We start from the raw sequence: 23,579 nt of genomic DNA on the forward strand, positions 1-23,579 counted from the left end.
GTGTACCGCAGTTCCCGGGGACGACCCCGGACCCCCGGCCGGAAAGACAGAGGTTCGAGTGGGACACATGACATGGGGCCCGCGGCGCGCCGGCACCGCACTGGCCGCCGTACTGATCTGGGCCGGCCTGCTGGCCGGAGCCGCCGGCTGCACCTCGGGGGGAATCGACGAGGTGCTGGGCAAGGCACCGTCGTCCAGGGACGTCATCCGCGTCTCCCCGGCCGACGACAGCAAGGACGTACGACCGGACAGGACGCTGGAGGTGCGGGTGCCCGACGGGCGCCTGGAGTCCGTACGGGTGGTCAAGTACCAGGACGCGCAGGAGTCCCAGGTGCCCGGGCACCTGACGAACGACGGCCTGGTCTGGAAGCCCGACGACGCACAGCTCGCGCTGGCCGCCAAGTACACCGTCGACGCGGTCGCCCTGGACGGGCACGGCCGGCGCTCGGCGCGCCACACGACGTTCACGACCGCCGTCCCCGACGAACGGTTCATCGCCTACGTCACTCCGGAGAACCGGTCCACCGTGGGCACCGGAATGATCATCTCGCTGAAGTTCAACCGGGAGATCACCGACCGGGCCGCCGTCGAACGCGCCGTCCACATCGACACCCGGCCCGCCGTCGAGGTGCGCCCGCACTGGTTCGGCAAGGAACGCCTCGACTTCCGGCCGCGGGAGTACTGGAAGCCCGGCACCAAGGTCACGGTCGGCCTGCGGCTGCGGGACGTCGAGGGCGCCCACGGCGTGTACGGACTCCAGTACAAGACCTTCTCGTTCACCGTCGGGCGCAGCCAGGTCTCGCTCGTCGACGCCGCCGCGCACACCATGGAGGTACGGCGCGACGGCGACCTCTTCGCCACCGTGCCGATCAGCGCCGGCGCCCCCAAGAACCCCACCTACAACGGGAAGATGGTCGTCACCGAGATGCTGGAGGTGACACGGATGAACAGCCAGACGGTCGGATTCGGCGGCGAGTACGACATCCCCGACGTCCCCCACGCGATGCGGCTCACCGACTCCGGCACCTTCCTGCACGGCAACTACTGGGCCACGGACGTCTTCGGCAACAGCAACACCAGCCACGGCTGCGTGGGCCTGCGGGACGTGAAGGGCGGCGGCTCGGACACCCCCGCCGGCTGGTTCTTCGACCGCAGTCTCATCGGCGACGTCGTCGAGGTCGTCAACAGCGAAGACAAAACGGTCGCTCCCGACAACGGGCTCAGTGGCTGGAACATGGGCTGGAAGCAGTGGAAAGCGGGTGGGGCGGTGAGGTAGCCCGACAAAGGGGTACGCGCACGACGCACTCCAGCAGCGCCCCGTACGGCCGAAGTTGGGACTGAACAGTGACATTCCCGGGGAGCCATCCCTCCTGGCCGTGTGATTAATTAGCGCGATACGCGCGTGGGACGCGCTGGAGTGCGGGCCTGATCAGGCCGTGCGAGGGGAGAACGACTTTGAACGGGCGACCGATATCGGGGGCGTCGGTTGGCGCGCGCACACACCGGAAGCGGGGGGTGTCGGCGCTGCTGCTCGCGTCCCTCCTGCTCGCGGTGAGCGCCTGCGGCGGCGGAGGGGACTCGGACTCCGGGTCCGAGAAGAGTGACGGCAAGGGCAAGGCCTCCAGTTCGGCGGACACCAAGGCCTCGCAGGCCGTCGTGACCATCGCCCCCAAGGACGGCGCCGACGACGTGAAGACCAGCGGCGCCCTCAAGGTGACCGCGGCCAAGGGCAAGCTGACCGAGGTCAAGGTCGAGGACACCAAGGGCAAGGCGGTCGAGGGGACCATCACGGACGGGGGCGCCAGCTGGACGCCCTCCACCCACCTCGCCTCCGCCACCAAGTACAAGGTCCACGCGGTGGCCAAGGACTCGGAGGGCCGTGAGGCGGCCGAGGAGTCCGCCTTCACCACCCTCACCCCGAAGAACACCTTCGTCGGCATCTACACGCCCGAGGACGGCTCGAAGGTCGGCGTCGGGATGCCGTTCTCCGTCCACTTCACGCGGGGCATCACGCACCCGGACGCCGTCGAGAAGGCCATCCGGATCAAGACCGAGCCCGCGGTCGACGTCGAGGGCCACTGGTTCGGCAACGACCGCCTCGACTTCCGTCCCGAGGAGTACTGGAAGGCCGGCACCGAGGTGACCGTGAGCCTCGACCTCGACGGTGTCGAAGGCCGTCCGGGCGTCTACGGCGAGCAGACCAAGACCGTGAAGTTCACGATCGGCCGCAGCCAGGTGACCACGGTCGACGCCAAGACCCACAAGATGGTCGTCAAGCGCGACGGCAAGGTCCTCAAGACCATCCCCATCACCACGGGCAAGCCGGGCTACGACACCTGGAACGGCCAGATGGTCATCAGCGAGCGCCTCAAGGTGACCCGCATGAACGGCGAGACGGTCGGTTACGGCGGCGAGTACGACATCAAGGACGTGCCGCACGCCCAGCGCCTGACCAACTCCGGCACGTTCATCCACGGCAACTACTGGGGCGGCGGCGCCTTCGGCAACTACAACGCCAGCCACGGCTGCATCGGCGTGCGCGACGTGCGCGGAGGCTACGACAGCAAGGTTGCGGCGGCCTGGTTCTACGACAACTCCATCATCGGCGACGTGGTGGTCGTGAAGAACTCCCACGACAAGACGGTCGCCCCGGACAACGGCCTCAACGGCTGGAACATGTCCTGGTCCGACTGGACCAAGTAGAAGCTCCACCGGTACGGGCCGGGTGTGCTGTGACTCAGCACACCCGGCCCGTCGCCGTTAACGCCCACTAACCTGCTCCCATGACTGTGCATCTCGAAGTAGCCGAAGGCGTGGGCACCATCCGCCTGGACCGCCCGCCCATGAACGCGCTGGACGTCGCCACGCAGGACCGGCTCAAGGAGCTCGCCGAGGAGGCCACGCGCCGGGCGGACGTCCGCGCGGTCGTCCTGTACGGCGGGGAGAAGGTGTTCGCGGCGGGCGCGGACATCAAGGAGATGCAGGCCATGGACCATGCGGCGATGGTCGTGCGGTCCCGGGCCCTGCAGGACTCCTTCACCGCCGTCGCCCGCATCCCCAAGCCGGTCGTCGCCGCCGTCACCGGATACGCGCTCGGTGGCGGCTGCGAACTGGCCCTCTGCGCCGACTACCGCATCGCCGCGGAGAACGCCAAGCTGGGCCAGCCCGAGATCTTGCTCGGCCTGATCCCCGGTGCCGGCGGCACCCAGCGGCTGTCCCGTCTGATCGGCCCGTCCAAGGCCAAGGACCTCATCTTCACCGGCCGGATGGTCAAGGCCGACGAGGCGCTCTCCCTCGGCCTGGTGGACCGGGTCGTCCCCGCCGACGAGGTGTACACCGCCGCGCACGCCTGGGCGTCGAAGCTCGCGCAGGGTCCCGCGATCGCGCTGCGCGCGGCCAAGGAGTCGGTCGACGCGGGTCTGGAGACGGACCTGGAGACCGGGCTCGCCATCGAGCGGAACTGGTTCGCGGGCCTGTTCGCCACGGAGGACCGGGAGCGGGGGATGCGCAGCTTCGTCGAGGAGGGCCCCGGAAAGGCCAAGTTCCTCTGAGCGTCCACCGCGCAATGCAGCGAAAGTCACTTTACAAATTCCGCTGATCCACTTGCAGTTGACGCGGTGTCTTATCCGGCATCCCCCGAAGGGACGGTTTATGGCTGCCTTAACGCAGCCTTAAGCCGACCTTGTCGGGGGTCGTCGGCGATTGCCCCGACGGGGTGTGTCCGCCCAGGTCAGCCGGGCTCTCGAAAGACCTGAACTGCCTCTGGCATATGCCGATCGGATGTTGCGGAATGAGGTGTTCCGGGGGGCGTATTCCTCCGGAACGCCCCCGAAGGATGCTGTGGGCGGCCATGATGGGGGCATGGCGGGGCTGGAGGGTATCGAACAGCCGCGGCGGCACGGGAGTGCGACCGCGGCGCGCTGGACGCCTGCGGTCGAGGACGAACGGGCGCTCAAGGCCCTGGAGTTGTTCGGCAATCCGACCGAGGCGGAAGTGCCGCTGCCGTCCCGCCCCGAGTCCGCGGCCACCGCGCGGCGGCTCACCCAGGTCGTGGTCCTGCGTCACTGGGGGCTGTCGCCCAAGATGACCGAGGACACGGTCTTACTCGTCTCGGAACTCGTCGGAAACGCCGTGCGGCACACCGGCGCCCGCGTCTTCGGGCTCCGGATGCGCCGCCGCCGTGGCTGGATCCGCATCGAGGTCCGCGATCCTTCGCGCGGGCTGCCCTGTCTGATGCCCGTCCAGGAACTCGACCTGAGCGGCCGTGGCCTCTTCCTCGTCGACAAGCTCTCCGACCGCTGGGGCGTCGATCTCCTGCCCCGCGGCAAGACCACCTGGTTCGAGATGCGGGTGGCCGACCGCTGATCTGCGGGACCCCGGCCGCCGTGCAGCCGGGGTCCAAGGGCGCCGCGGAACGAATTGGGGTGTGATCCGCGGCGCCGGCGACAACCATGGCCCGGGTCAATGGGTGGAGGTCGCACCGCTGACTATCGCAGACGGGCCCGACTGATCCAAAAGCACCGCCGAACCTGTACGCCCGCTGTGCACCCCACGTTCACCTCCCGCCCAACTCCCGCGCCGACGCCCCCACATACCCCCGGGCACCCCCGCTCCCGCGCTCCCCGGCACCCCTCGAGATCGGCCTGAACGACCTCGTCCTCAATCGCCGGACGGGCTGAAAGGTGCGGGCCCTCGGCTTTCACGTGGACGGGGCCAGGGCTGCCCCCAGCTCCCGCGCTCCCCGACACCCCTCGAGATCGGCCTGAACGGCCTCGTCCTCAATCGCCGGACGGGCTGAAAGGTGCCCCCGACTCTCAAGTGGACGGGCCCGCGGCACACTCCGCTCTCACGTGGACGGGGTGGTGGCGCCCTCCGCTCTCAGGTGGGACCGGGGGTCGGTCTTCTTGGGGGACGCGCGCCCCCACACACGTGCAGCCGGCCGCCGGCCGGAGGGGCCGTGCCGGTGAATCAAATGCCCGTCGCGGACGGCGACACGGACACACCGAGGATCCACCAGCTCCCTCCGCACGACGGCTGCGACGGGCGGATCACCGGCACGGACCCGCCCCACCCACCGGACCGAACCCGCACACCACGGACCCCCACCACGGCCACGGCGGGCTGATCACCAGACCGGACCCGCGGACCCCGGACCCGCACGACGGCCACGGCGGGCTGATCACCAGACCGGACCCGGAGCGCTGCAACAGAGGCCGCCCACCGCCCCGGCCCCGGGGCGGACCGGATCGGACCCGGCGCGGTACCGCGGACCGCACACGCGACCCGTACATCCCCCACTAGGGCCAATCAGCAGTTTCACGGGCGTTTCGCCCTTAAATGGTGCGGGTGACCACGCCGCCCGCACACCCCCCGCAGTCACCGCCCGCACCCCCCGCCCCGGACCGGCGGACGGCGCTGCGATCCGGGGCCGCGCTGGCCGCCGGAACGCTGACCGCAGGCTGCTCCACCGCCGGAGCCGCCGCACCCCCGCCGACGCCCACATCCACGTCCCCCCGACCCGCCGACAGCCACCCGGCCACCCCGACCCCCACCCCCGGCACCGCGAGCCCCACCGCCCCCACCGCCCCCACCGCCTCCACCCCCCGCACCTTCCCGTCCCAGCCCGCCGAGATCACCCACGGCCCCCGCACCCGCCCGCAGGTCGCCCTCACCTTCCACGGCCAGGGCGACCCGGCCATCGCCGCATCGGTGCTCGGCGAGGCGGAGAAGGCCGGCGCCCGCGTCACGGTGCTCGCCGTCGGCACCTGGCTCGACGAGCACCCCGACATCGCCCGCCGCATCCTCGACGGCGGCCACGACCTCGGCAACCACACCCTCCACCACCTGGACATCAACTCCATGCCGGAGGCGGACGCCGACGCGGAGATCCGCGGCTGCGCGGACCGCCTGAAACGGCTCACCGGCTCGATCGGCACCTGGTTCAGACCCTCCCGCACCGCCCGCGCCTCCCCGGAAGTCGCCCGGCTGGCCCGCCGCGCGGGCTACCCCCACGTCCTCTCCTACGACGTCGACTCGCTCGACTACACCTCGCCGGGCGCCCCCGCCGTCACCCGCAAGGTCATCGGCGAGGTCCGCAACGGTTCCGTGGTGAGCCTGCACTTCGGCTACGCGGACACGGTGACGGCCCTCCCCTCCCTCCTGCACGAACTCGACCGCCGCGGCCTGCGCGCGGTCACCACCACGGAGCTGCTGAGCTGATGCAGATGCACCCCACCGCCGCCGGGCGCGCACGGACCACCGGCGTCGCCGTCACCGCGTTCACCGCGCTCGCCGCCCTCGCCGCGCTCACCGGACTCACGGGCTGCGGCAGCGACTCGACGGACCACGCGACCGAGGCCCTGGGCAGCAAGCCGGCCGTCCAGCCGCCGCCCCCGTCGAAGAAGCCGCAGGTGCGGGTCCTGCCCGGTATGCCCCCGGTGCTGAACCCCAAGGACGTCTACGCCGCGGACCGCCCGAACAAGCTCTCCCCGGTGGTCAAGGACTTCCCGTCCCGCGTCTACGTGCCCAACACCAACTCCAACACCGTCTCGGTCATCGACCCGAAGACGTACCGGGTCGTCAAGACGATCCCTGTCGGCACACAGCCCCAGCACGTCGTCCCGTCGTGGGACATGAAGACGCTGTGGGTCAACAACGACAAGGGCAACTCCCTCACCCCCATCGACCCGAAGACCGGCAAGGCGGGCAAGCCGGTCCCGGTGCACGACCCGTACAACCTGTACTTCACCCCGAACGGCAAGTACGCGATCGTCATGGCCTCGCTCGACCGCGAGCTCGTCTTCCGCGACGCGCACACCATGAAGCGGGTGAAGACGGAGCCGGTGAGCTGCTACGGCGTGAACCACGCGGACTTCTCCCTGGACGGCCGCTACTTCATCGCGTCCTGCGAGTTCAGCGGCGAGGTGCTGAAGGTCGACACCGAGAAGATGAAGGTGGTCGCTCAGGAGAAGATCCCGTTCACGGGCTCGATGCCGCAGGACGTGAAGATCTCGCCCGACGGCAAGAGGTTCTACATCGCCGACATGATGGCCGGCGGCGTATGGGTCCTGGACGGCGACAAGTTCTCCAAGCCGACCCTGCTGCGCACCGGCAAGGGCACGCACGGCCTGTACGTCAGCCGCGACTCCCGCCGGATGTACATCTCCAACCGCGGCGAAGGCACCATCTCCATCTTCGACTTCACGAAGAACCGGCTCACGGAGAAGTGGCCGCTGCCGGGCGGCGGCAGCCCGGACATGGGCGGGGTCTCGGCCGACGGCAAGGTCCTGTGGCTGTCGGGCCGTTACGACTCCGAGGTGTACGCCATCGACACCCGCACGGGCACGCAGCTGGCCCGCATCCCGGTCGGGAGCGGCCCGCACGGCCTCGCGGTGTATCCGCAGCCGGGCCGCTACTCGCTGGGCCACACCGGCATCTTCCGCTAGGACCTGACACGCCGCCGTACGGGTGACGGTCCCGGGCCCGCCACCGCGGACCCGGGATCGTGCTGCCATGATCACAACTCGCCTGCGGCGCAGGGCCGCTGCCGTCGTCCTCTCCTTCGCGGCCGTCTTCGCGACGTCCGCCGCGACGTCTGCCGCGGCCCCCGCCGGGACCTCCGCCGCCCCGGCGGCCGGGGCCGCGGCCCCCGCGTGCCCGCAGTTCGCGGATCCGGTCAAGGCCGCCGCCGACCGCCGGGTGGACGTCGACCGGATCACCCCCGCCCCGGTCTGGCGCAAGACCTGCGGCACGCTGTACCGCAGTGACAGCCGCGGCCCGGCGACCGTCTTCGAGCAGGGCTTCTACCCGAAGGACACGGTCGGCGGGCAGTACGACATCGAGCAGTACGTCCTGGTCAACCAGCCCTCGCCGTACGTGTCGACGACGTACGACCACGACCTGTACAAGACCTGGTACAAGTCCGGCTTCAACTACTACATCGACGCGCCCGGCGGCGTGGACGTCAACAAGACGATCGGTGACACGCACAAGTGGGCCGACCAGGTCGAGGTCGCCTTTCCGGGTGGCATCGCGCGCCAGTACATCATCGGTGTCTGTCCGGTCGACAAGAAGACCAAGACCGAGATCATGAGCGACTGCGAGAGCAACCCGTACTACGAGCCCTGGCACTGACCTGAACTCGGCTGCCGCCCGGGCGGGCCGGGCGGCAGCCGGGCCCCGGCCGAGTGCCACGGTTCACGCGGCGACGAGCAACGCCTCGGACCCCACCGGCAGGTACCCGGCCGCCTGGAATGCCCGCAGACTGCGGGCGTTCCCCGGCGAGATCTGGGCCCACACCGGCTCACCCCCGCCCAGATGCCGGGCCGCCGTCACCAACTGCCGCCCCAGCCCGCGTTGCCGGGCGTGCTCGTCCACCTCGACCGCGACCTCCAGACGTCCCGCGACCCCGCGCCCGAGGACCAGGACGCCGCCGTCGGCCGCCCACACCCGTACGGCGTCGCGTCGTTTCCGGGCGCCGGCCACGCGTGGATGGCCGGGGTCCTCGATCTCCGTGAGCCGCAGCGGCGGCGCACCCGGCAGCGGGGAGCCGACGGCGAGCAGGTCGATCGTGTCGGTCGTACGGCCCGTGCGGTCCAGGAACGCGGTCAGGAACCGTGCGTTCATGCTGGCCGCGAGTGCGTCGCAGCGCGCGGCGCGCATCGCCTCGCGCACCCACCCGGGGTCCTCGTCGGTGAAGACGACGGAGTGCGCGGTGAGGGCGAGGACCCCGGCGTCGCGGTGGCTGGGCTGGGGCACGACGGTCGTACCGCCGTCCGCGGGCGGGAAGTCACCCCGCGCGACCGCGTCCAGAATGTCCCGCAGGTTCTCCGTCGCCATGGCGCTCCCTTGAGTCTCCACCCACTGGAAGGCCCAGACTCGCAGACATGCAGTCTTCCCCGGGGGGCCACCCCCATGACCCCCCGCACGACGGCACCGGTCTCTTCACCATCGGAGAGCTGTCCCGGAGCACCGGCCTGTCCGTCCGTACGATCCGGTACTGGTCGGACGAGGGGGCGCTGCCCCCGGTGACCCGTTCCCCGGGCGGCTACCGGCTGTTCGACGCCGCGTCCGTGGCCCGGCTGGAGCTGATCCGCACGCTGCGCGAACTCGGCCTGGGGCTGGACGACGTGCGCAAGGTGCTGGCCGGCGAGACGACGGTCGCGGAGGTGGCCGCCGCGCACGTGGCGGCGCTGGACGCGCAGATCCGCTCGCTGCAGGTGACCCGGGCGGTGCTGTCGACCGTGGCGCGACGCGGCTCGACCGCTGAGGAGATGACACTGATGAACAAGCTGGCGCGGCTCTCGGCCGCGGAACGCAAGCGCATCGTCGACGACTTCATGGAGGAGACGTTCGGGGGCCTGGACACGGCGGACCCCGACATCCGCACCCGGATGCGGTTCACCCTGGCGGATCTGCCGGAGGAGCCGACGCCCGAGCAGGTGGACGCCTGGGTGGAGCTGGCCGAGATGATCCAGGACCGGGGTTTCCGGGCGCGGATGCGGAAGATGATCGAGTTCAACGCGGCGGACCGGGGGCCCGAGGTGCCGGCCGGCACCTCCGTGTGGTTCATGAGCCGGCTGGTGCAGCTCGCCGGTGAGGCGCTGGAGCGGGGCGTCGAGCCCGGGTCGCCGGAGGCGGAGGAGGTGCTGCGGGGGCTGCTCGGCGACGCCGACCGGGCCGCCGTCCTGGAACGCATGGAGTCCGCCGCGCATGTCGAGATGGCCCGTTTCCGGGAACTGAACGCGCTGGTGCGGGGGACGGAGCCGCTGTCGGCCCACCGGGAGGAGTTCGCCTGGGTACTCGCCGCACTCCGTGCCGGGGCGGCCCGTTAATCTGACGTCCGTAAACACGGCAGTACTACATGCAGTCATGCACGACGAAGGGGCGGATCGGTGGCGGACATCGAGGAAGCACGCAAGCAGTTCCAGCGGATCGATACGGATGGTGACGGTTTCATCACCGCAGCCGAGTTCAAGACCGCCCTGGCCCAGGAGGGCGACTGGAACGTCACCGAGTCGGTCGCCGAGGTGATCATCAAGACCCGCGACCTCAACGGGGACAAGGTCCTCTCGTTCGACGAGTTCTGGGCCCACCTGAACAAGTGACGCCGCCCCGTGCGACGCGTGCAGAGGGCGCCCACCGGGTCTCCGGTGGGCGCCCTCTGCCGTGCTGCCGCGGGTCTGCGCGGGCGCCGGTGCGGTGGGCGCCCTCTGTGGTACCGCCGCGGGTTCGGTCCGGTGGTCGGGCCGCCGTGGCCGTGGTGGGGGTCCGGGGTCCGCGGGTCCGGTCTGGTGATCAGCCCGCCGTGGCCGTGGTGGGGGTCCGTGGTGTGCGGGTTCGGTCCGGTGGGTGGGGCGGGTCCGTGCCGGTGATCCGCCCGTCGCAGCCGTCGTGCGGAGGGAGCTGGTGGATCCTCGGTGTGTCCGTGTCGCCGTCCGCGACGGGCATTTGATTCACCGGCACGGCCCCTCCGGCCGGCGGCCGGCTGCACGTGTGAGGGGGCGTGCGCACATACACCCCGCGTCCACGTGAAAGCCGAGGGCCACACCGCTCAGCCCGTCCGGCGATTGAGGACGAGGCCGTTCAGGCCGATCTCGGTCAGCGCGGGGGACCGCCGGGCCGTAGGCCCACGGAAACGCACCGGGGGATCCCGGAGAGGCCCCGCCCGAATGCCGTACACGACGGAATAGCGTGCCCGGAACCGGGGTTGGTGATCCCCATCAGGAGCATCAACCCTGGAAGGGCGTTGCACTCATGAAGATCGGCATCATCGGCGCGGGCAACATCGGCGGCAACCTCACCCGACGGCTCACCACCCTCGGCCACGACGTCTCCGTCGCCAACTCCCGCGGTCCCCACACGCTCACCGCGCTCGCCGAGGAGACCGGCGCGACACCCGTCGAGGTCCGGGACGCGGCACGCGACGCCGACCTCGTCGTGGTCACGGTCCCGCTGAAGGCGGTGCCGGACCTGCCGGCCGGGCTCTTCGACGGGGCCGCGGACGGTGTGGCCGTCATCGACACCGGCAACTACTACCCGCAGCAGCGCGACGGCAAGATCGCCGCCATCGAGGACGAGGGGCTCACGGAGAGCGGCTGGACGGCCCGGCAGATCGGCCACACCGTCGTCAAGGCCTTCAACGGCACCTACGCCCAGGACATCCTCGACCGCCCCCGGCCGGCCGGCGCACCCGACCGCATGGCCCTCCCGGTGGCGGGGGACGACGAGGCGGCCAAGCGCGTCGTCCGCGCCCTCATCGACGAGCTCGGCTTCGACACCGTCGACGCCGGGAGCCTGGCCGACTCCTGGCGCCAGCAGCCCGGCACCCCGGTCTACGGCCTCCAGGAAGGCACCGACGCGGTGACGAAGGCGCTGGCCGAGGCGTCGCCGGAGCGCTCGGCCGACTTCCGGGCCTGAGAACCCACCCGACGGAACGCGGGCACCGGTGCGGCCCGGCCTGTCCTCGGGCCGCACCCTTCCGGCATGATCATGACGTGAACAGCGAGAGCGTGAGGCAAGCCCCGGACACGGCCACCGGACCGTACGTCCTGTTCGACGTCGACGGCACCCTGATCGACGCGGTGGACAACCAGCGCCGGGTCTGGCACACCTGGGCCGAGCGGTACGGGCTGGACCCCGAGGAGGTCCACCGGGTCGCGCTGCGCACCCGCCCCCTGGAGACGTTCGGGACCGTCGCCCCGGACCGCGATCCGGCGGAGTGTCTGGCCGCCCTGCACGCCCTGGAGGACGAGGACGTACGCACCGGCACCTACTCCGCCTTCGCGGGCGCCGCCGGCCTGCTCGCCGCCCTGCCGCCCGGCAGGTGGGGCCTGGTGACGTCGAACTACGCGCACCGGGTGCGCGGCCGGTTCGCCCGGACCGGCCTGCCCGTGCCCGGGGTCGTCGTGGACGCCGCCTCCGTCGCCGAGGGCAAGCCGTCGCCCGTGCCCTATCTGCTCGGGGCGGAGCTGCTCGGTGCCCGTCCGGCGGACTGCCTGGTGGTGGAGGACGCGCCGTCCGGAGTGACGGCCGGGCTGCGGGCCGGGATGACGGTCTGGGGCGTCAACGGGCCCGAAGTGGACGGCGTGCACCGCCACTTCGGGAGCCTCGACGAGGCGGCACCCGAGATCCTGGCCTTCGTCAGGGGAGCAGGCCGGGGCCGCGCCACCGGCGCCTGATCACTGCTTCAGGGCCCAGGCGCGCAGCGCGGCCTTGTCGGCGAAGTTCGCGACGTCCTTGTCCAGCGGGTCGTCGGTGTACTGGTGGAAACGCCACGAGGCCTTGATGCGGGGCTTGCCCGCGGTCACGTAGTCGGCGATCCACAGTCCGTCCCCGGCGTACGAGGTGGTGTCGACGTTCAGCCAGTAGTTGCGGTTCGTGTACAGCACCACCCGGTGCTGGGGCCGCAGCTCCTTCACCTTGCGGATGAACCGGTCCTTCTCCGCGTTGCTCGCGTGCGTGCCGTCGCCCGTCGTCTCCCAGTCCACGGCGAGCAGGTCGCCGGCCTTCTCCGGGGCCTTGCCCACGAAGTACTCGGCCTGCGCGGTGATGTTCCCCGGCCACAGGAAGTGGTAGAACCCGACCACGCATCCGGCGTCGCGCGCCGTCTTCACCTGCGCGGTCAGCTTCGGATTGACGTAGGAACGGCCTTCCGTCGCCTTGACGAAGACGAAGGAGAGACCGTCGGTGCCGTACGCGGACGACTGATAGGCGCTGACGTCGACGCCTCGCAGCATGGGGGCTCCCTGGGGTCGTGGGGGGACAGGGGATGCGCGGGTGCGCTAGCCTCCGCTTTCCCTCCGTCGGGTCGTCCCACCCCCGTGCGGGGTGCCGGGGAGTCCGTCGGCCCGGGTCAGCACTCGATGATGTTGACCGCCAGGCCGCCGCGCGCCGTCTCCTTGTACTTGACGCTCATGTCCGCGCCGGTGTCCTTCATCGTCTTGATGACCTTGTCGAGGGAGACCTTGTGGGAGCCGTCGCCGCGCATCGCCATCTTCGCGGCGGTCACGGCCTTCACGGACGCCATGCCGTTGCGCTCGATGCACGGGATCTGGACGAGGCCGCCGACCGGGTCGCAGGTCAGGCCCAGGTTGTGCTCCATGCCGATCTCGGCGGCGTTCTCGACCTGCTCCGGGCTGCCGCCGAGGACCTCGGCGAGGGCGCCCGCCGCCATCGAGCAGGCGGAGCCGACCTCGCCCTGGCAGCCGACCTCGGCGCCGGAGATGGAGGCGTTCTCCTTGAAGAGCATGCCGATGGCGCCGGCGGCGAGCAGGAAGCGGACGACGCCGTCCTCGTCCGCGCCCGGCACGAAGTTGATGTAGTAGTGCAGGACCGCCGGGATGATGCCCGCGGCGCCGTTGGTGGGGGCGGTGACGACGCGGCCGCCCGCCGCGTTCTCCTCGTTCACGGCCATCGCGTAGAGGGTGATCCACTCCATGGCGTGGGCCAGCGGGTCGCCCTCGGCGCGCAGCTGGCGGGCGGAGACGGCGGCCCTCCTGCGCACCTTCAGGCCGCCGGGCAGGATGCCCTCGCGGCTCATGCCGCGCGAGACGCACGCCTGCATGACGCGCCAGATGCCGAGGAGCCCCTCGCGGATCTCCTCCTCGGTGCGCCAGGCCCGCTCGTTCTCCAGCATCAGCGCGGAGATCGACAGACCGGTCTCGCGGGTCAGCCGCAGCAGCTCGTCGCCGGTGCGGAAGGGGTACTTCAGGACGGTGTCGTCGAGCTTGATGCGGTCCTCGCCGACCGCGTCCTCGTCGACGACGAAGCCGCCGCCCACGGAGTAGTACGTCTTCTCCAGCACGAGATCGCCGGAGGCGTCGTACGCGAAGACGGTCATGCCGTTGGCGTGGTACGGCAGGGCCTTGCGGCGGTGCAGGACCAGGTCGTCGTCGAAGGCGAAGCCGATCTCCCGCTCGCCGAGCAGGTTGATCCGCCCGGAGGACTTGATCGCCTCGACGCGTTCGTCGGCGCCCTCGACGTCCACGGTGCGCGGGGAGGCGCCCTCCAGGCCGAGCAGGACCGCCTTGGGGGTGCCGTGGCCGTGGCCGGTCGCGCCGAGGGAGCCGTAGAGCTCGGCGCGTATGGAGGTCACCTGGTCGAGCAGTCCCTCGTTGCGCAGGCGGCGGGCGAACATGCGGGCCGCGCGCATCGGGCCCACGGTGTGGGAGCTGGACGGGCCGATGCCGATCGAGAACAGGTCGAAGACCGAGATGGCCACGGGAACTCCTTGGTGGTCGCGCCGGACGCCGTTGTCCGGTGGAGGTGGTGCAGGGACTGCGGGGACTGCATGGAACGGGGCACCGCGCTCGGTATCCAGTGTGCGCGGTGCCCCGGACGTCCGTACGAAGGGGACCGTACGAACCAAAACGTACGCCAGAAAGCGTACGAAATTACTTCAGGCCGGGGTACAGCGGGTGCTTGTCCGCCAGAGCGGACACGCGGGCCTTCAGGGACGCGGCGTCGTGGGACGGCTTGAGCGCCTCGGCGATGATGTCCGCGACCTCGGTGAAGTCCTCGGCCTGGAAGCCGCGGGTGGCGAGGGCGGGCGTGCCGATGCGCAGGCCGGAGGTGACCATGGGCGGACGCGGGTCGTTGGGGATGGCGTTGCGGTTGACCGTGATGCCGACCTCGTGGAGGCGGTCCTCGGCCTGCTGCCCGTCCAGCTCGGAGTTGCGCAGGTCCACCAGGACCAGGTGCACGTCCGTGCCGCCGGACAGGACGTCCACGCCCACGGCCTTCACGTCGTCCTGGACGAGGCGCTCGGCCAGGATGCGGGCACCCTCCAGCGTGCGCTGCTGGCGCTCCTTGAACTCGTCCGAGGCGGCGACCTTGAACGAGACGGCCTTGGCCGCGATCACGTGCTCCAGCGGGCCGCCCTGCTGACCGGGGAAGACCGCGGAGTTGATCTTCTTGGCCAGCTCGGCCGTCGAGAGGATCACACCGCCGCGCGGGCCGCCCAGCGTCTTGTGGGTGGTCGTGGTGACGACGTGGGCGTGCGGCACCGGGTTGGGGTGCAGACCCGCGGCGACCAGGCCGGCGAAGTGCGCCATGTCCACCATGAGGTACGCGCCGACCTCGTCGGCGATGCGGCGGAACTCCGCGAAGTCGAGCTGACGCGGGTAGGCCGACCAGCCCGCCACGATCAGCTTCGGCCGGGACTCCTTGGCCAGGCGCTCGACCTCGGCCATGTCGACCTGGCCGGTCTCGTCGTCCACGTGGTAGGCGACCACGTCGTACAGCTTGCCGGAGAAGTTGATCTTCATGCCGTGGGTCAGGTGCCCGCCGTGCGCGAGGTTCAGACCCATGATCGTGTCGCCCGGCTTGAGCAGCGCGAACATCGCGGCCGCGTTGGCCTGGGCGCCCGAGTGCGGCTGCACGTTCGCGTGCTCGGCACCGAAGAGCGCCTTGATGCGGTCGATGGCGATCTGCTCGACCACGTCGACGTGCTCGCAGCCGCCGTAGTAGCGGCGGCCGGGGTAGCCCTCGGCGTACTTGTTGGTGAGGACCGAACCCTGGGCCTCCATGACCGCGACCGGAGCGAAGTTCTCCGACGCGATCATCTCCAGGGTGGACTGCTGGCGGTGCAGCTCGGCGTCGACGGCGGCGGCGACGTCCGGGTCCAGTTCGTGAAGGGGCGTGTTCAGAAGCGACATGCGGTGACTCCTCAGCCGGCGGTGAAAGCGGTGTACTCGTCCGCGGACATGAGGTCCTCCGGCTCGTCCGTGACGCGTACCTTGAACAGCCAGCCGCCCTCGAAGGGGGCGGAGTTCACCAGCGACGGGTCGTCCACCACGTCCTGGTTGGCCTCGACGACCTCGCCGGTGACCGGCGCGTAGAGGTCGCTGACCGACTTGGTCGACTCCAGCTCGCCGCAGGACTCGCCCGCGGTCACCGTGTCACCGACCTCCGGAAGCTGGGCGTAGACGACGTCGCCGAGCGCGTTGGCCGCGAACTCGGTGATGCCGACCGTCGAGACGCCGTCCTCGGCGACCGACAGCCACTCGTGCTCCTTGCTGTAGCGCAGCTGCTGGGGGTTGCTCATGGCCTGAATTCTCCTGTACGCGGGGGACTGCTGATGTCGGGGGTACCCCGTGCCCGGACGAAGCCGGGAACGGGGGAGGGGTGGTCATGGGATACGAGACGGCACGCCGGGGCACAGGTCACGCACCAACGCGCGCGGGTACCCCCGCGGCGCTCCCTCGGTCCGCTTCCTTCCGGTGCCCATGGCGCCCGTCGCGCGCCCGGTGCCTACTTCTGGCGCTTGTAGAACGGCAGGGCCACGACCTCGTACGGCTCGTGGCTGCCCCGGATGTCCACGCCGACCCCGGCGGACCCGGGCGCCGCGTGCGCGGCGTCGACGTACGCGATCGCGATCGGCTTGCCCAGCGTCGGGGAGGGGGCGCCCGAGGTGACCTCGCCGATCACCGTGCCGCCGGCGACGACGGTGTACCCGGCGCGCGGCACACGACGGCCCTCGGCGATCAGGCCGACGAGCACCCGCGGAGGGTTCTTCTCGGCCCGCTCGGCGGCGGCCTCCAGGGCCTTGCGCCCCACGAAGTCGCCCTCCTTCTCGAACTTCACGACCCGCCCGAGCCCGGCGTCGAAGGGCGTCAGCGAGGTGGTCAGCTCGTGCCCGTACAGCGGCATGCCGGCCTCCAGGCGCAGCGTGTCGCGGCAGGACAGGCCGCAGGGGACGAGGCCGACGGGGGCGCCCGCCTCGGTCAGTGCCTGCCACAGCCGCTCGGCGTCCGCGGGCGCCACGAACAGCTCGAAGCCGTCCTCACCGGTGTAGCCGGTGCGGGCGATGAGCGCCGGGACGCCGGCCACGGTGCCCGGCAGGCCCGCGTAGTACTTCAGGCCGTCCAGGTCCGCGTCGGTGAGCGACTTGAGGATGCCGGGGGACTCGGGGCCCTGCACGGCGATCAGGGCGTACGCGTCGCGGTCGTCGCGGACCTCGGCGTCGAACCCGTCCGCACGCTCGGTGAGCGCGTCGAGGACCACCTGGGCGTTGGAGGCGTTGGCGACGACCATGTACTCGGTCTCGGCGAGCCGGTAGACGATCAGGTCGTCGAGGATGCCGCCGTCCTCCTGGCAGATCATCGTGTAGCGCGCGCGGCCGACGCCGACGGAGGCGATGTTGCCGACCAGGGCGTAGTTCAGCAGGGCGGCGGCCTGCGGCCCGGTGACGGTGATCTCGCCCATGTGCGAGAGGTCGAACAGACCGGCATTCGTGCGGACGGCGAGGTGCTCGTCGCGCTCGGAGCCGTACCGCAGGGGCATGTCCCAGCCTGCGAAGTCGGTCATCGTCGCGCCGAGCGAGCGATGCAGGGCATCGAGCGCGGTGTGACGGGGTGCGTTGCTGCTCATCGGTGGGGCTCCCAAGGCATGACGGCGAGGTCGTTCCTCCCCATCTGTCATCGGAACCTGAGAGGTTCGCCACGACCCCACGAAACGGTGGTCATGACTTGCACCTTGGGTGGAGCCACTGGTCAGCGGCCCGCTTTTCAGATGTGCCTCGCCCGCGCGGTAACGGGGCCTGAGAGATTCAAGGGAGGGACTTGCTCCTTCGGCGCCCGGGGACTCGTACCCCAGGACTCTCCCGCGCGGATTCAAGCGGCCGGTATGCAGTTGGCGCGCACATCATTGCACGCGCCGTCCGATCGGGGCAGTCCGCATCTGTAACCGGCCTGTGGCAGTCCGAGTACGGAAACGAGAGAGACGACGCATTACCTTCTCTTTACACTCGACGGGGATGGGACTCCACACCCAAGGGGAGGACGATCACGGTGAACAGGACCACGGCGTACGCGACGACCTCGGGAATTGCCCTGCCCAAGCAACCCGGCGCCCCGGCCCGGGAGGCCTGCGGCCCGCTCCCGGCGGCCGTCGTCCGCGACCTCAGGGCCCGCGCCGGGCACAGCCCGCACGGCCTGCTCTTCGGGGCGTCCGACGTCGTGGTGGTCACGGGGCTGCCCGGCAGCGGCAAGTCGACCCTGATGCGCCGTGCCGTCACGGGCCCGCGCATCGACTCCCAGGACACCCGTGACCGCTGGGACGCCGGGATGGCCCGATGGCTGCCGTACGCGGTCTACCGCCCCTTCGTCCGCCTCGCGCACTACGCGGGGCTGCGTCGCGCGCTGCGCTCCGGCGCCGGCGTCGTCGTGCACGACTGCGGCACGCAGGCCTGGGTGCGCCGCTGGCTGGCCCGGGAGGCCCGGCGCCGGGGCGGCTCGCTGCACCTGCTGCTGCTCGACGTCCCGCCCGGCACGGCGCTCCGGGGCCAGCACGACCGGGGCCGCGGTGTCTCGCGCTACGCCTTCGCGCGGCATCGCGGAGCCGTGACCCGGCTGCTGCGCGCCGTGGAGAAGGGCGACCTGCCCGAGGGGTGCGGCTCGGCGGTGCTCATCGACCGTGAGGCGGCGGACGTGCTGCGCCGGATCGACTTCGACGGCCGGGCCGTCACCGGCGCCCACTAATCTTTCCAGCCGGAACAGTGGTTCGAAGCAGGCGGTAGACAGATGGACTTCCCGGCACAGGCGCACCCCCATCCGCACGGCGGATGGCCCGGCAACGAGCTGGAGGAGGTGCTGTCCGCCTCGCTCGGCGTGCCCTCGGCCGGTGCCCGCATCGTCGAGGTCCTCGGCCGCAGCTTCGTCTGGGTGCCCCTGCCGAAAGGCGGCGGTCCGCACAGCGGCCCCCTCGACCTGCCGACGCTGGAGATCGAGGGCCAGGCGTACGTCCCCGTGTTCAGCTCCGAGGAGCAGTTCCGCCAGGTCACCGGCGGCCGTCTCTCGTACACGATCGCGCCCGCCGTCGAGTTCGCCCGGGGCTTGCCGCCCCAGGTCGGCATCGCGGTCAACCCGGACGGCGTGGTCGGCGTACCGCTGCCGCCCCTCGCGGTGGCCGAGCTGTGCCGGGCGGGGCGGACCCCGCTGGACGGGCCGGCGAGCGGCGGCCGGGTGCGGCTGTTCGAGCCCGACTGGCAGGACGACCCGGTGGACTTCCTGTCCGCCGCGTCGGCCGAGTTCGCCGCGACCGGCGTCGTGATCAGCGCCCGCCGCTGCCTGGCCAGCATCGAGGGCGGCGACCCGGTGATGTTCATCGGCGTCGAGCTCTCCCAGTGGGAGGGCGACGCCCGCACCCTCCCGCTCGACGCGCTGGGCCGTGCCCTCGGCCGGGTCCCGGTCGGCCACGCCGTGAACCTGGTTCTCCTGGACGTCGCCCAGGACCCGGTGGGCGACTGGATGCGCGCCCAGGTGCGGCCCTTCTACCAGCGCGAGCACTGACCCCGGCACGCGCGTGAGCGGTGACACCACGGAGACCCGTGACGCCGTGCGTCAAGTCGCTGTCAGGATCGCCGCTTAAGCTGGTTTCATGGCTCGGTCGAGGTGTTGACGCAGGTTCGTCACCGGTGGCTCGGGCGTATTGGATGAGTTCGTCGTGAATTGTTCGCGAAGGGGCGGTTGAGGGTGAGCGCGTCGGGCACGGCCGCGGCCGGGCAGGTCGAGCACATGCTGCGCCAGGTGACCCCCGGGCGCTACGACGCCTACGAGGCGCTCCTTCGCGCGCTCGCGACCCCGTCGTCCGGTCAGGTCTGGATGCTCCTGTGGCACGGCCAGGCCGGGTCCCCGGACGCCCAGTACGGGAACATGGAGGTGGACGGCTTCGGGTACGCGCCGTGCGTCACCTCCGCCCAGGAGCTCTCGGCCAGCGGCTGGAACCGCTCGTACGAGGTGGTCGACGGCCTCGACGTCGCCCGCACCCTCTACCCCGACCATTTCGGCCTCTGGCTCAATCCGCACGCGCCCGGCGGCGGCCTGGGCATCCCCTGGCTGGACCTGCGGCGCATCGCCGCGGGCCTGGAGCGGCAGCCCGCCGGACCGCTGCGACTGTCCGAACCGGGCATCGAGATCCCGCAGTTCTACGCCCTGCTCACGCAGAACGCGCACCGCACCTCCGCCGTGCGGTCGCTGCGCCGCGCCTGGGTGCAGCCGGCGCTCGGGGCGCCCTATCTCGCCATCGGCCTTGACGTGTACGACACTTCGCCGCCCGCGGTCGACTCGGTGCGCGCCATGATGCAGCAGTCCATCGGCGCGGTCCCCGACGGGCTGCCCGTCTCGACCGTGGCGATGTCCGACGAGTACGACCCGGTGGCCATGTGGCTGCGGGCCAACGCCCGGCCGTTCTACGACCGTGAGGCCCACGCGGCCCCGGCCCAGGCGCCGATGGCGGGCGGCTACGGTTATCCGCCGGCCCGCGGCGGATACTGACGGCGCACGCCGACGGCCCGCCGTCCGTGGCAGGGCGGTCGCGGAGGCGTCCCCCGCGGCGGTGTCTCACGCCTGACCTGCACGGGAACCGGCGTAAGGGCTGCTTGTCCGGGTTGGGGAGGACGCGTGCCGAAAGAGGGCCTCATGGCCCCTTCCGGCGCAACTGCCCCCCGTCCGTCTCGCGTTACCCACTGTTCGGATAACGGAATCCCCCTAAGAGCATCACGGTTGCGCATACTTTCTCCATCAGACCTGGCACGTGATCGTGGCGGCACTGAAGACTCGCCCATCAGACATGGGGTCATCGATCCTGTGAGCGAGTGCAAGTCGAACGATCAGCCGGGTCACCAGGCCGCACCATCTGCGGCCGACCTCCCGGCACGCAAGTGAACCAAGCCGCAGACAGCGGCGGGCGTAGGCCGGTCACCACCGGCGAGAGGGGTCGGGTCACTGTGACCGCACCGATCGAGACCACCGGGGCGGGACCGGAAGCGCAGCCGGAGGCTGTGCTTGCCGGTGTCGAAAAGGGGCAGATCGAGGGCCGTTCCCTGGGACAGATCGCCTGGACGCGCTTCAAGCGCGACAAGGTGGCGGTTGCCGGCGGTGTCATCGTCGTGCTGCTCATCCTGCTGGCCGTGCTCTCGCGGCCCATCCAGGCGATGTTCGGGCTGGACCCGAACGCCTTCCACCAGGATCTGATCGACCCCAACACCTCGCTGCCCAAGGGCGGCCTCGGCGGCATGAGCGCGGACCACCCGCTGGGCGTGGACCCGAAGTTCGGCCGCGACATCGCCACCCGCATCCTGGAGGGCTCCTGGGTGTCGCTGGTGGTCGCCTTCGGCGCCACCATCCTGTCCAACGTGATCGGCGCGATCCTGGGCGTCGTCGCCGGCTACTACGGCGGGCGGGTCGACTCGATCATCAGTCGCCTGATGGACACCTTCCTCGCCTTCCCCCTCCTGCTCTTCGCCATCGCCATCTCCGCCACCCTCCAGGGCGGCGCGTTCGGGCTCGAAGGGCTGCCGCTCCACCTGAGCGTGCTGATCTTCGTCATCGGCTTCTTCAACTGGCCCTACCTGGGCCGTATCGTCCGCGGTCAGACGCTTGCCCTGCGCGAGCGGGAATTCGTGGACGCCTCCCGGGGCATGGGCGCCAAGGGCCCGTACATCCTCTTCCGGGAGCTGCTGCCCAACCTGGTCGGCCCGATCATCGTCTACTCGACGCTGCTCATCCCGACCAACATCCTCTTCGAGGCGTCCCTGAGCTTCCTCGGGGTCGGCATCCAGCCCCCGCAGGCGTCGTGGGGCGGCATGCTCAGGGAGGCGGTCACCTTCTACGAGGTGGACCCGCAGTTCATGATCGTGCCTGGTCTCGCCATCTTCGTGACCGTCCTGGCGTTCAACCTGCTGGGCGACGGTCTCCGCGACGCTCTCGACCCGCGCAGTCGCTGACGCCTGCCGACAACGAGAGTCCATCAAGTTTCCGACAATGGAGGGGAACCCGACCATCATGCGAAGGTCAGCGCTGGCCGCTATCGCGGCCATCGGCTCCGCGAGCCTGCTCGTTGCAGGCTGCAGCAAGGCCGATGACAACAAGAACGACAACGGCAACAAATCGGCTGGGGCCAACGCCGCGACCAAGGATGTCGTCAACGCCTCCACGAAGAAGGGCGGGACGGTCACCTACGAGCTGTCCGACGTCCCGGACTCCTTCGACCCCGGCAACACGTACTACGCGTACATGTACAACCTCAGCCGGCTGTACGCCCGCCCGCTGATGACGTTCCAGCCCGGCGCCGGCGAGAAGGGCAACACCCTCGTCCCGGACCTCGCCGAGAGCAAGGGCGTCCCGAGCGACGGCGGCAAGACCTGGACGTACAAGCTGCGTTCGGGCCTGAAGTACCAGGACGGCTCCGCGATCACCTCGAAGGACGTCAAGTACGCCGTCGAGCGCTCGAACTTCGCGCGTGACGTGCTCTCCCTCGGCCCGAACTACTTCCAGCAGTTCCTGGCCGGCGGCGACAAGTACAAGGGCCCCTACAAGGACAAGAGCGCCAAGGGCCTGTCGTCGATCGAGACCCCCGACGACACCACGATCGTCTTCCACCTGAAGACGGCCTTCCAGGAGTTCGACTACCTGGTCGCCGCCCCGCAGACTGCTCCGGTGCCCCAGGCCAAGGACAAGGGCGTCGACTACGTCAAGAGCATCGTCTCCTCGGGCTCCTACAAGTTCCAGAGCTACTCCGAGGGCAAGCAGGCCGTCCTCGTGCGCAACGAGAACTGGGACGCGAAGACCGACCCGCTGCGCAAGCAGTACCCGGACAAGATCGTCGTCAACCTGAAGGTCAACGCCGAGACGATCGACAAGGACGTCCTCGCGGGCGACGCGATCGACCTCGGTGGTACGGGTGTCCAGGCCGCGACCCAGGCGCAGCTGCTCAGCTCCGCCGAGAAGAAGGCCGGCACGGACAACACCTACGGTGGCCGTCTCGTCTACATGGCGATCAACACCAAGGTGAAGCCGTTCGACAAGGTCGAGTGCCGCAAGGCCGTGCAGTTCGCGATCGACAAGGTCTCGGTGCAGACCGCCGAGGGCGGCCCGATCCGTGGTGACGTGGCCTCCACCGTTCTCCCGCCGGACATCCCGGGCTACGAGAAGTCGGACGTCTACGCGTCCGCCGGCAACAAGGGCGACGAGGCCAAGGCCAAGGAGCAGCTGAAGGCCTGCGGCAAGTCGAGCATCAAGACGAACATCTCCGCGCGCAGCGACCGCCCGCAGGAGATCGACGCCGCCACCGCGATCATCAACTCGCTGAAGAAGGTCGGCATCGACGCCAGCCTGAAGCAGTACCCGTCGGGCAAGTACTTCACCGACTACGCGGGTGTGCCGAAGTTCACCGAGAAGCAGAACATCGGCCTGATCATGATGCAGTGGGGCGCCGACTGGCCGTCCGGCTACGGCTTCCTGCAGCAGATCCTGAACGGCTCCGCGATCGGCGACTCCGGTAACACCAACCTGTCGCAGTACGACAACAAGGACGTCAACGCCCTCCTCGAGAAGGCGATCGGCACCCAGGACGACGCGGCGCGCAACACGCTGTACACGCAGATCGACAAGCAGACCATGGACGACGCGGTTCTCGTCCCGCTGACCTACTTCAAGGTCCTGCTGGCCCGCCCGCAGGGCTACACCAACCTGGTGTCCACGGCGGCCTTCAGCGGTCAGTACGACTACCTCAACATCGGCACCACCAAGAAGTAGCAGCCCCGGAAGGCAGGTGAAGGCATTGGTGCCCGCGGGCTCAGC

Annotated in this window: 22 protein-coding genes and 2 riboswitches; of the genes, 16 read left to right on the forward strand and 6 right to left on the reverse strand. The window is 70.4% G+C overall.

Annotation, left to right across the window (positions count from 1 at the left end; all coding sequences use genetic code 11):
* Positions 1-67: 67 nt before the first annotated feature.
* From ACSYGO_RS31710 to ACSYGO_RS31740, 7 genes are all read left to right on the forward strand, one after another.
* On the forward strand, positions 68-1,276 hold the full coding sequence (locus ACSYGO_RS31710; protein ID WP_426677862.1) for a L,D-transpeptidase: 1,209 nt from the start codon (positions 68-70) through the stop codon (positions 1,274-1,276).
* 179 nt (positions 1,277-1,455) lie between these two features.
* Positions 1,456-2,703, forward strand: a complete 1,248-nt coding sequence (locus ACSYGO_RS31715; RefSeq protein WP_426677863.1) for a L,D-transpeptidase — start codon at positions 1,456-1,458, stop codon at positions 2,701-2,703.
* 80 nt (positions 2,704-2,783) lie between these two features.
* Positions 2,784-3,551, forward strand: a complete 768-nt coding sequence (locus ACSYGO_RS31720; protein WP_426677864.1) for an enoyl-CoA hydratase/isomerase family protein — start codon at positions 2,784-2,786, stop codon at positions 3,549-3,551.
* A gap of 205 nt (positions 3,552-3,756) precedes the next feature.
* On the forward strand, positions 3,757-4,365 hold the full coding sequence (locus ACSYGO_RS31725; protein ID WP_426678037.1) for an ATP-binding protein: 609 nt from the start codon (positions 3,757-3,759) through the stop codon (positions 4,363-4,365).
* 972 nt (positions 4,366-5,337) lie between these two features.
* A complete protein-coding gene (locus tag ACSYGO_RS31730; RefSeq protein WP_460388536.1) occupies positions 5,338-6,219 on the forward strand; it encodes a polysaccharide deacetylase family protein in 882 nt (293 codons plus the stop codon).
* A 5-nt stretch (positions 6,220-6,224) separates the two neighbouring features.
* Positions 6,225-7,445 (forward strand): YncE family protein, encoded by a 1,221-nt coding sequence (locus ACSYGO_RS31735; RefSeq protein WP_426678038.1) that lies wholly within the window; start codon positions 6,225-6,227, stop codon positions 7,443-7,445.
* Positions 7,446-7,512: 67 nt separating this feature from the next.
* On the forward strand, positions 7,513-8,133 hold the full coding sequence (locus ACSYGO_RS31740) for an ADP-ribosyltransferase (protein WP_426677866.1): 621 nt from the start codon (positions 7,513-7,515) through the stop codon (positions 8,131-8,133).
* 63 nt (positions 8,134-8,196) lie between these two features.
* Here ACSYGO_RS31740 and ACSYGO_RS31745 read toward each other — a convergent pair whose 3' ends face one another.
* Positions 8,197-8,838 carry a GNAT family N-acetyltransferase gene (locus ACSYGO_RS31745; protein WP_432172512.1) on the reverse strand — a complete coding sequence of 214 codons (642 nt, stop codon included), beginning with the start codon at positions 8,836-8,838 and terminating at the stop codon, positions 8,197-8,199.
* 47 nt (positions 8,839-8,885) lie between these two features.
* Between ACSYGO_RS31745 and ACSYGO_RS31750 the strand changes: the two genes are divergently transcribed.
* The 4 genes from ACSYGO_RS31750 to ACSYGO_RS31765 all read left to right on the forward strand — a co-directional run bounded on the left by ACSYGO_RS31750 (position 8,886) and on the right by ACSYGO_RS31765 (position 12,179).
* Positions 8,886-9,833, forward strand: a complete 948-nt coding sequence (locus tag ACSYGO_RS31750) for a MerR family transcriptional regulator (RefSeq protein ID WP_426677868.1) — start codon at positions 8,886-8,888, stop codon at positions 9,831-9,833.
* 60 nt (positions 9,834-9,893) lie between these two features.
* Positions 9,894-10,106 (forward strand): EF-hand domain-containing protein, encoded by a 213-nt coding sequence (locus ACSYGO_RS31755; protein ID WP_095936784.1) that lies wholly within the window; start codon positions 9,894-9,896, stop codon positions 10,104-10,106.
* Positions 10,107-10,692: 586 nt separating this feature from the next.
* The gene (locus ACSYGO_RS31760) at positions 10,693-11,418 is read left to right on the forward strand and encodes an NADPH-dependent F420 reductase (protein WP_432172510.1); all 726 of its coding nucleotides are present in this window, start codon (positions 10,693-10,695) and stop codon (positions 11,416-11,418) included.
* Between the two features lie 77 nt (positions 11,419-11,495).
* Complete coding sequence (locus ACSYGO_RS31765) at positions 11,496-12,179, forward strand: HAD family hydrolase (protein ID WP_426677870.1); 684 nt, start codon at positions 11,496-11,498, stop codon at positions 12,177-12,179.
* Here ACSYGO_RS31765 and ACSYGO_RS31770 read toward each other — a convergent pair whose 3' ends face one another.
* The 5 genes from ACSYGO_RS31770 to gcvT all read right to left on the reverse strand — a co-directional run bounded on the left by ACSYGO_RS31770 (position 12,180) and on the right by gcvT (position 17,370).
* Positions 12,180-12,737: a glycoside hydrolase family 25 protein gene (locus ACSYGO_RS31770; RefSeq protein ID WP_426677871.1), complete on the reverse strand. Its 558-nt coding sequence runs from the start codon at positions 12,735-12,737 to the stop codon at positions 12,180-12,182. It lies immediately after the preceding gene.
* Positions 12,738-12,853: 116 nt separating this feature from the next.
* On the reverse strand, positions 12,854-14,221 hold the full coding sequence (locus tag ACSYGO_RS31775; protein ID WP_426677872.1) for an L-serine ammonia-lyase: 1,368 nt from the start codon (positions 14,219-14,221) through the stop codon (positions 12,854-12,856).
* A gap of 172 nt (positions 14,222-14,393) precedes the next feature.
* Positions 14,394-15,656, reverse strand: a complete 1,263-nt coding sequence (gene glyA, locus ACSYGO_RS31780; protein ID WP_426677873.1) for a serine hydroxymethyltransferase — start codon at positions 15,654-15,656, stop codon at positions 14,394-14,396.
* Between the two features lie 11 nt (positions 15,657-15,667).
* Entirely contained in the window at positions 15,668-16,045 is a 378-nt protein-coding gene (gcvH, locus tag ACSYGO_RS31785; protein ID WP_028805312.1) for a glycine cleavage system protein GcvH, read from the reverse strand.
* A 206-nt stretch (positions 16,046-16,251) separates the two neighbouring features.
* On the reverse strand, positions 16,252-17,370 hold the full coding sequence (gene gcvT / locus ACSYGO_RS31790; RefSeq protein ID WP_460388540.1) for a glycine cleavage system aminomethyltransferase GcvT: 1,119 nt from the start codon (positions 17,368-17,370) through the stop codon (positions 16,252-16,254).
* A 34-nt stretch (positions 17,371-17,404) separates the two neighbouring features.
* Positions 17,405-17,517: riboswitch (glycine riboswitch) on the reverse strand.
* A riboswitch (glycine riboswitch) is annotated at positions 17,518-17,615 on the reverse strand.
* A 168-nt stretch (positions 17,616-17,783) separates the two neighbouring features.
* Between gcvT and ACSYGO_RS31795 the strand changes: the two genes are divergently transcribed.
* The 5 genes from ACSYGO_RS31795 to ACSYGO_RS31815 all read left to right on the forward strand — a co-directional run bounded on the left by ACSYGO_RS31795 (position 17,784) and on the right by ACSYGO_RS31815 (position 23,534).
* A complete protein-coding gene (locus ACSYGO_RS31795; RefSeq protein WP_426678039.1) occupies positions 17,784-18,479 on the forward strand; it encodes an AAA family ATPase in 696 nt (231 codons plus the stop codon).
* A gap of 42 nt (positions 18,480-18,521) precedes the next feature.
* Entirely contained in the window at positions 18,522-19,289 is a 768-nt protein-coding gene (locus tag ACSYGO_RS31800) for an enhanced serine sensitivity protein SseB (RefSeq protein ID WP_426677875.1), read from the forward strand.
* Between the two features lie 183 nt (positions 19,290-19,472).
* Positions 19,473-20,273, forward strand: a complete 801-nt coding sequence (locus tag ACSYGO_RS31805; protein ID WP_426677876.1) for an enhanced serine sensitivity protein SseB C-terminal domain-containing protein — start codon at positions 19,473-19,475, stop codon at positions 20,271-20,273.
* A gap of 452 nt (positions 20,274-20,725) precedes the next feature.
* Complete coding sequence (locus tag ACSYGO_RS31810) at positions 20,726-21,724, forward strand: ABC transporter permease (RefSeq protein ID WP_426677877.1); 999 nt, start codon at positions 20,726-20,728, stop codon at positions 21,722-21,724.
* A gap of 58 nt (positions 21,725-21,782) precedes the next feature.
* On the forward strand, positions 21,783-23,534 hold the full coding sequence (locus tag ACSYGO_RS31815) for an ABC transporter substrate-binding protein (RefSeq protein WP_460388543.1): 1,752 nt from the start codon (positions 21,783-21,785) through the stop codon (positions 23,532-23,534).
* Positions 23,535-23,579: the final 45 nt, after the last annotated feature.

The sequence above is a fragment of the Streptomyces krungchingensis genome (genome assembly GCF_054729265.1).

Excerpts from the sequence above, each read along its gene's own strand:
- ACSYGO_RS31730 (WP_460388536.1), top strand. The coding sequence starts at position 5,338 with ATGGTGCGGGTGACCACGCCGCCCGCACACCCCCCGCAGTCACCGCCC.
- ACSYGO_RS31740 (WP_426677866.1), top strand. The coding sequence starts at position 7,513 with ATGATCACAACTCGCCTGCGGCGCAGGGCCGCTGCCGTCGTCCTCTCC.
- ACSYGO_RS31745 (WP_432172512.1), bottom strand. The coding sequence starts at position 8,838 with ATGGCGACGGAGAACCTGCGGGACATTCTGGACGCGGTCGCGCGGGGT.
- ACSYGO_RS31770 (WP_426677871.1), bottom strand. The coding sequence starts at position 12,737 with ATGCTGCGAGGCGTCGACGTCAGCGCCTATCAGTCGTCCGCGTACGGC.
- ACSYGO_RS31815 (WP_460388543.1), top strand. The coding sequence starts at position 21,783 with ATGCGAAGGTCAGCGCTGGCCGCTATCGCGGCCATCGGCTCCGCGAGC.
- gcvH (WP_028805312.1), bottom strand. The coding sequence starts at position 16,045 with ATGAGCAACCCCCAGCAGCTGCGCTACAGCAAGGAGCACGAGTGGCTG.
- ACSYGO_RS31720 (WP_426677864.1), top strand. The coding sequence starts at position 2,784 with ATGACTGTGCATCTCGAAGTAGCCGAAGGCGTGGGCACCATCCGCCTG.
- ACSYGO_RS31710 (WP_426677862.1), top strand. The coding sequence starts at position 68 with ATGACATGGGGCCCGCGGCGCGCCGGCACCGCACTGGCCGCCGTACTG.
- ACSYGO_RS31800 (WP_426677875.1), top strand. The coding sequence starts at position 18,522 with ATGGACTTCCCGGCACAGGCGCACCCCCATCCGCACGGCGGATGGCCC.
- ACSYGO_RS31735 (WP_426678038.1), top strand. The coding sequence starts at position 6,225 with ATGCACCCCACCGCCGCCGGGCGCGCACGGACCACCGGCGTCGCCGTC.
- ACSYGO_RS31750 (WP_426677868.1), top strand. The coding sequence starts at position 8,886 with ATGCAGTCTTCCCCGGGGGGCCACCCCCATGACCCCCCGCACGACGGC.
- gcvT (WP_460388540.1), bottom strand. The coding sequence starts at position 17,370 with ATGAGCAGCAACGCACCCCGTCACACCGCGCTCGATGCCCTGCATCGC.
- glyA (WP_426677873.1), bottom strand. The coding sequence starts at position 15,656 with ATGTCGCTTCTGAACACGCCCCTTCACGAACTGGACCCGGACGTCGCC.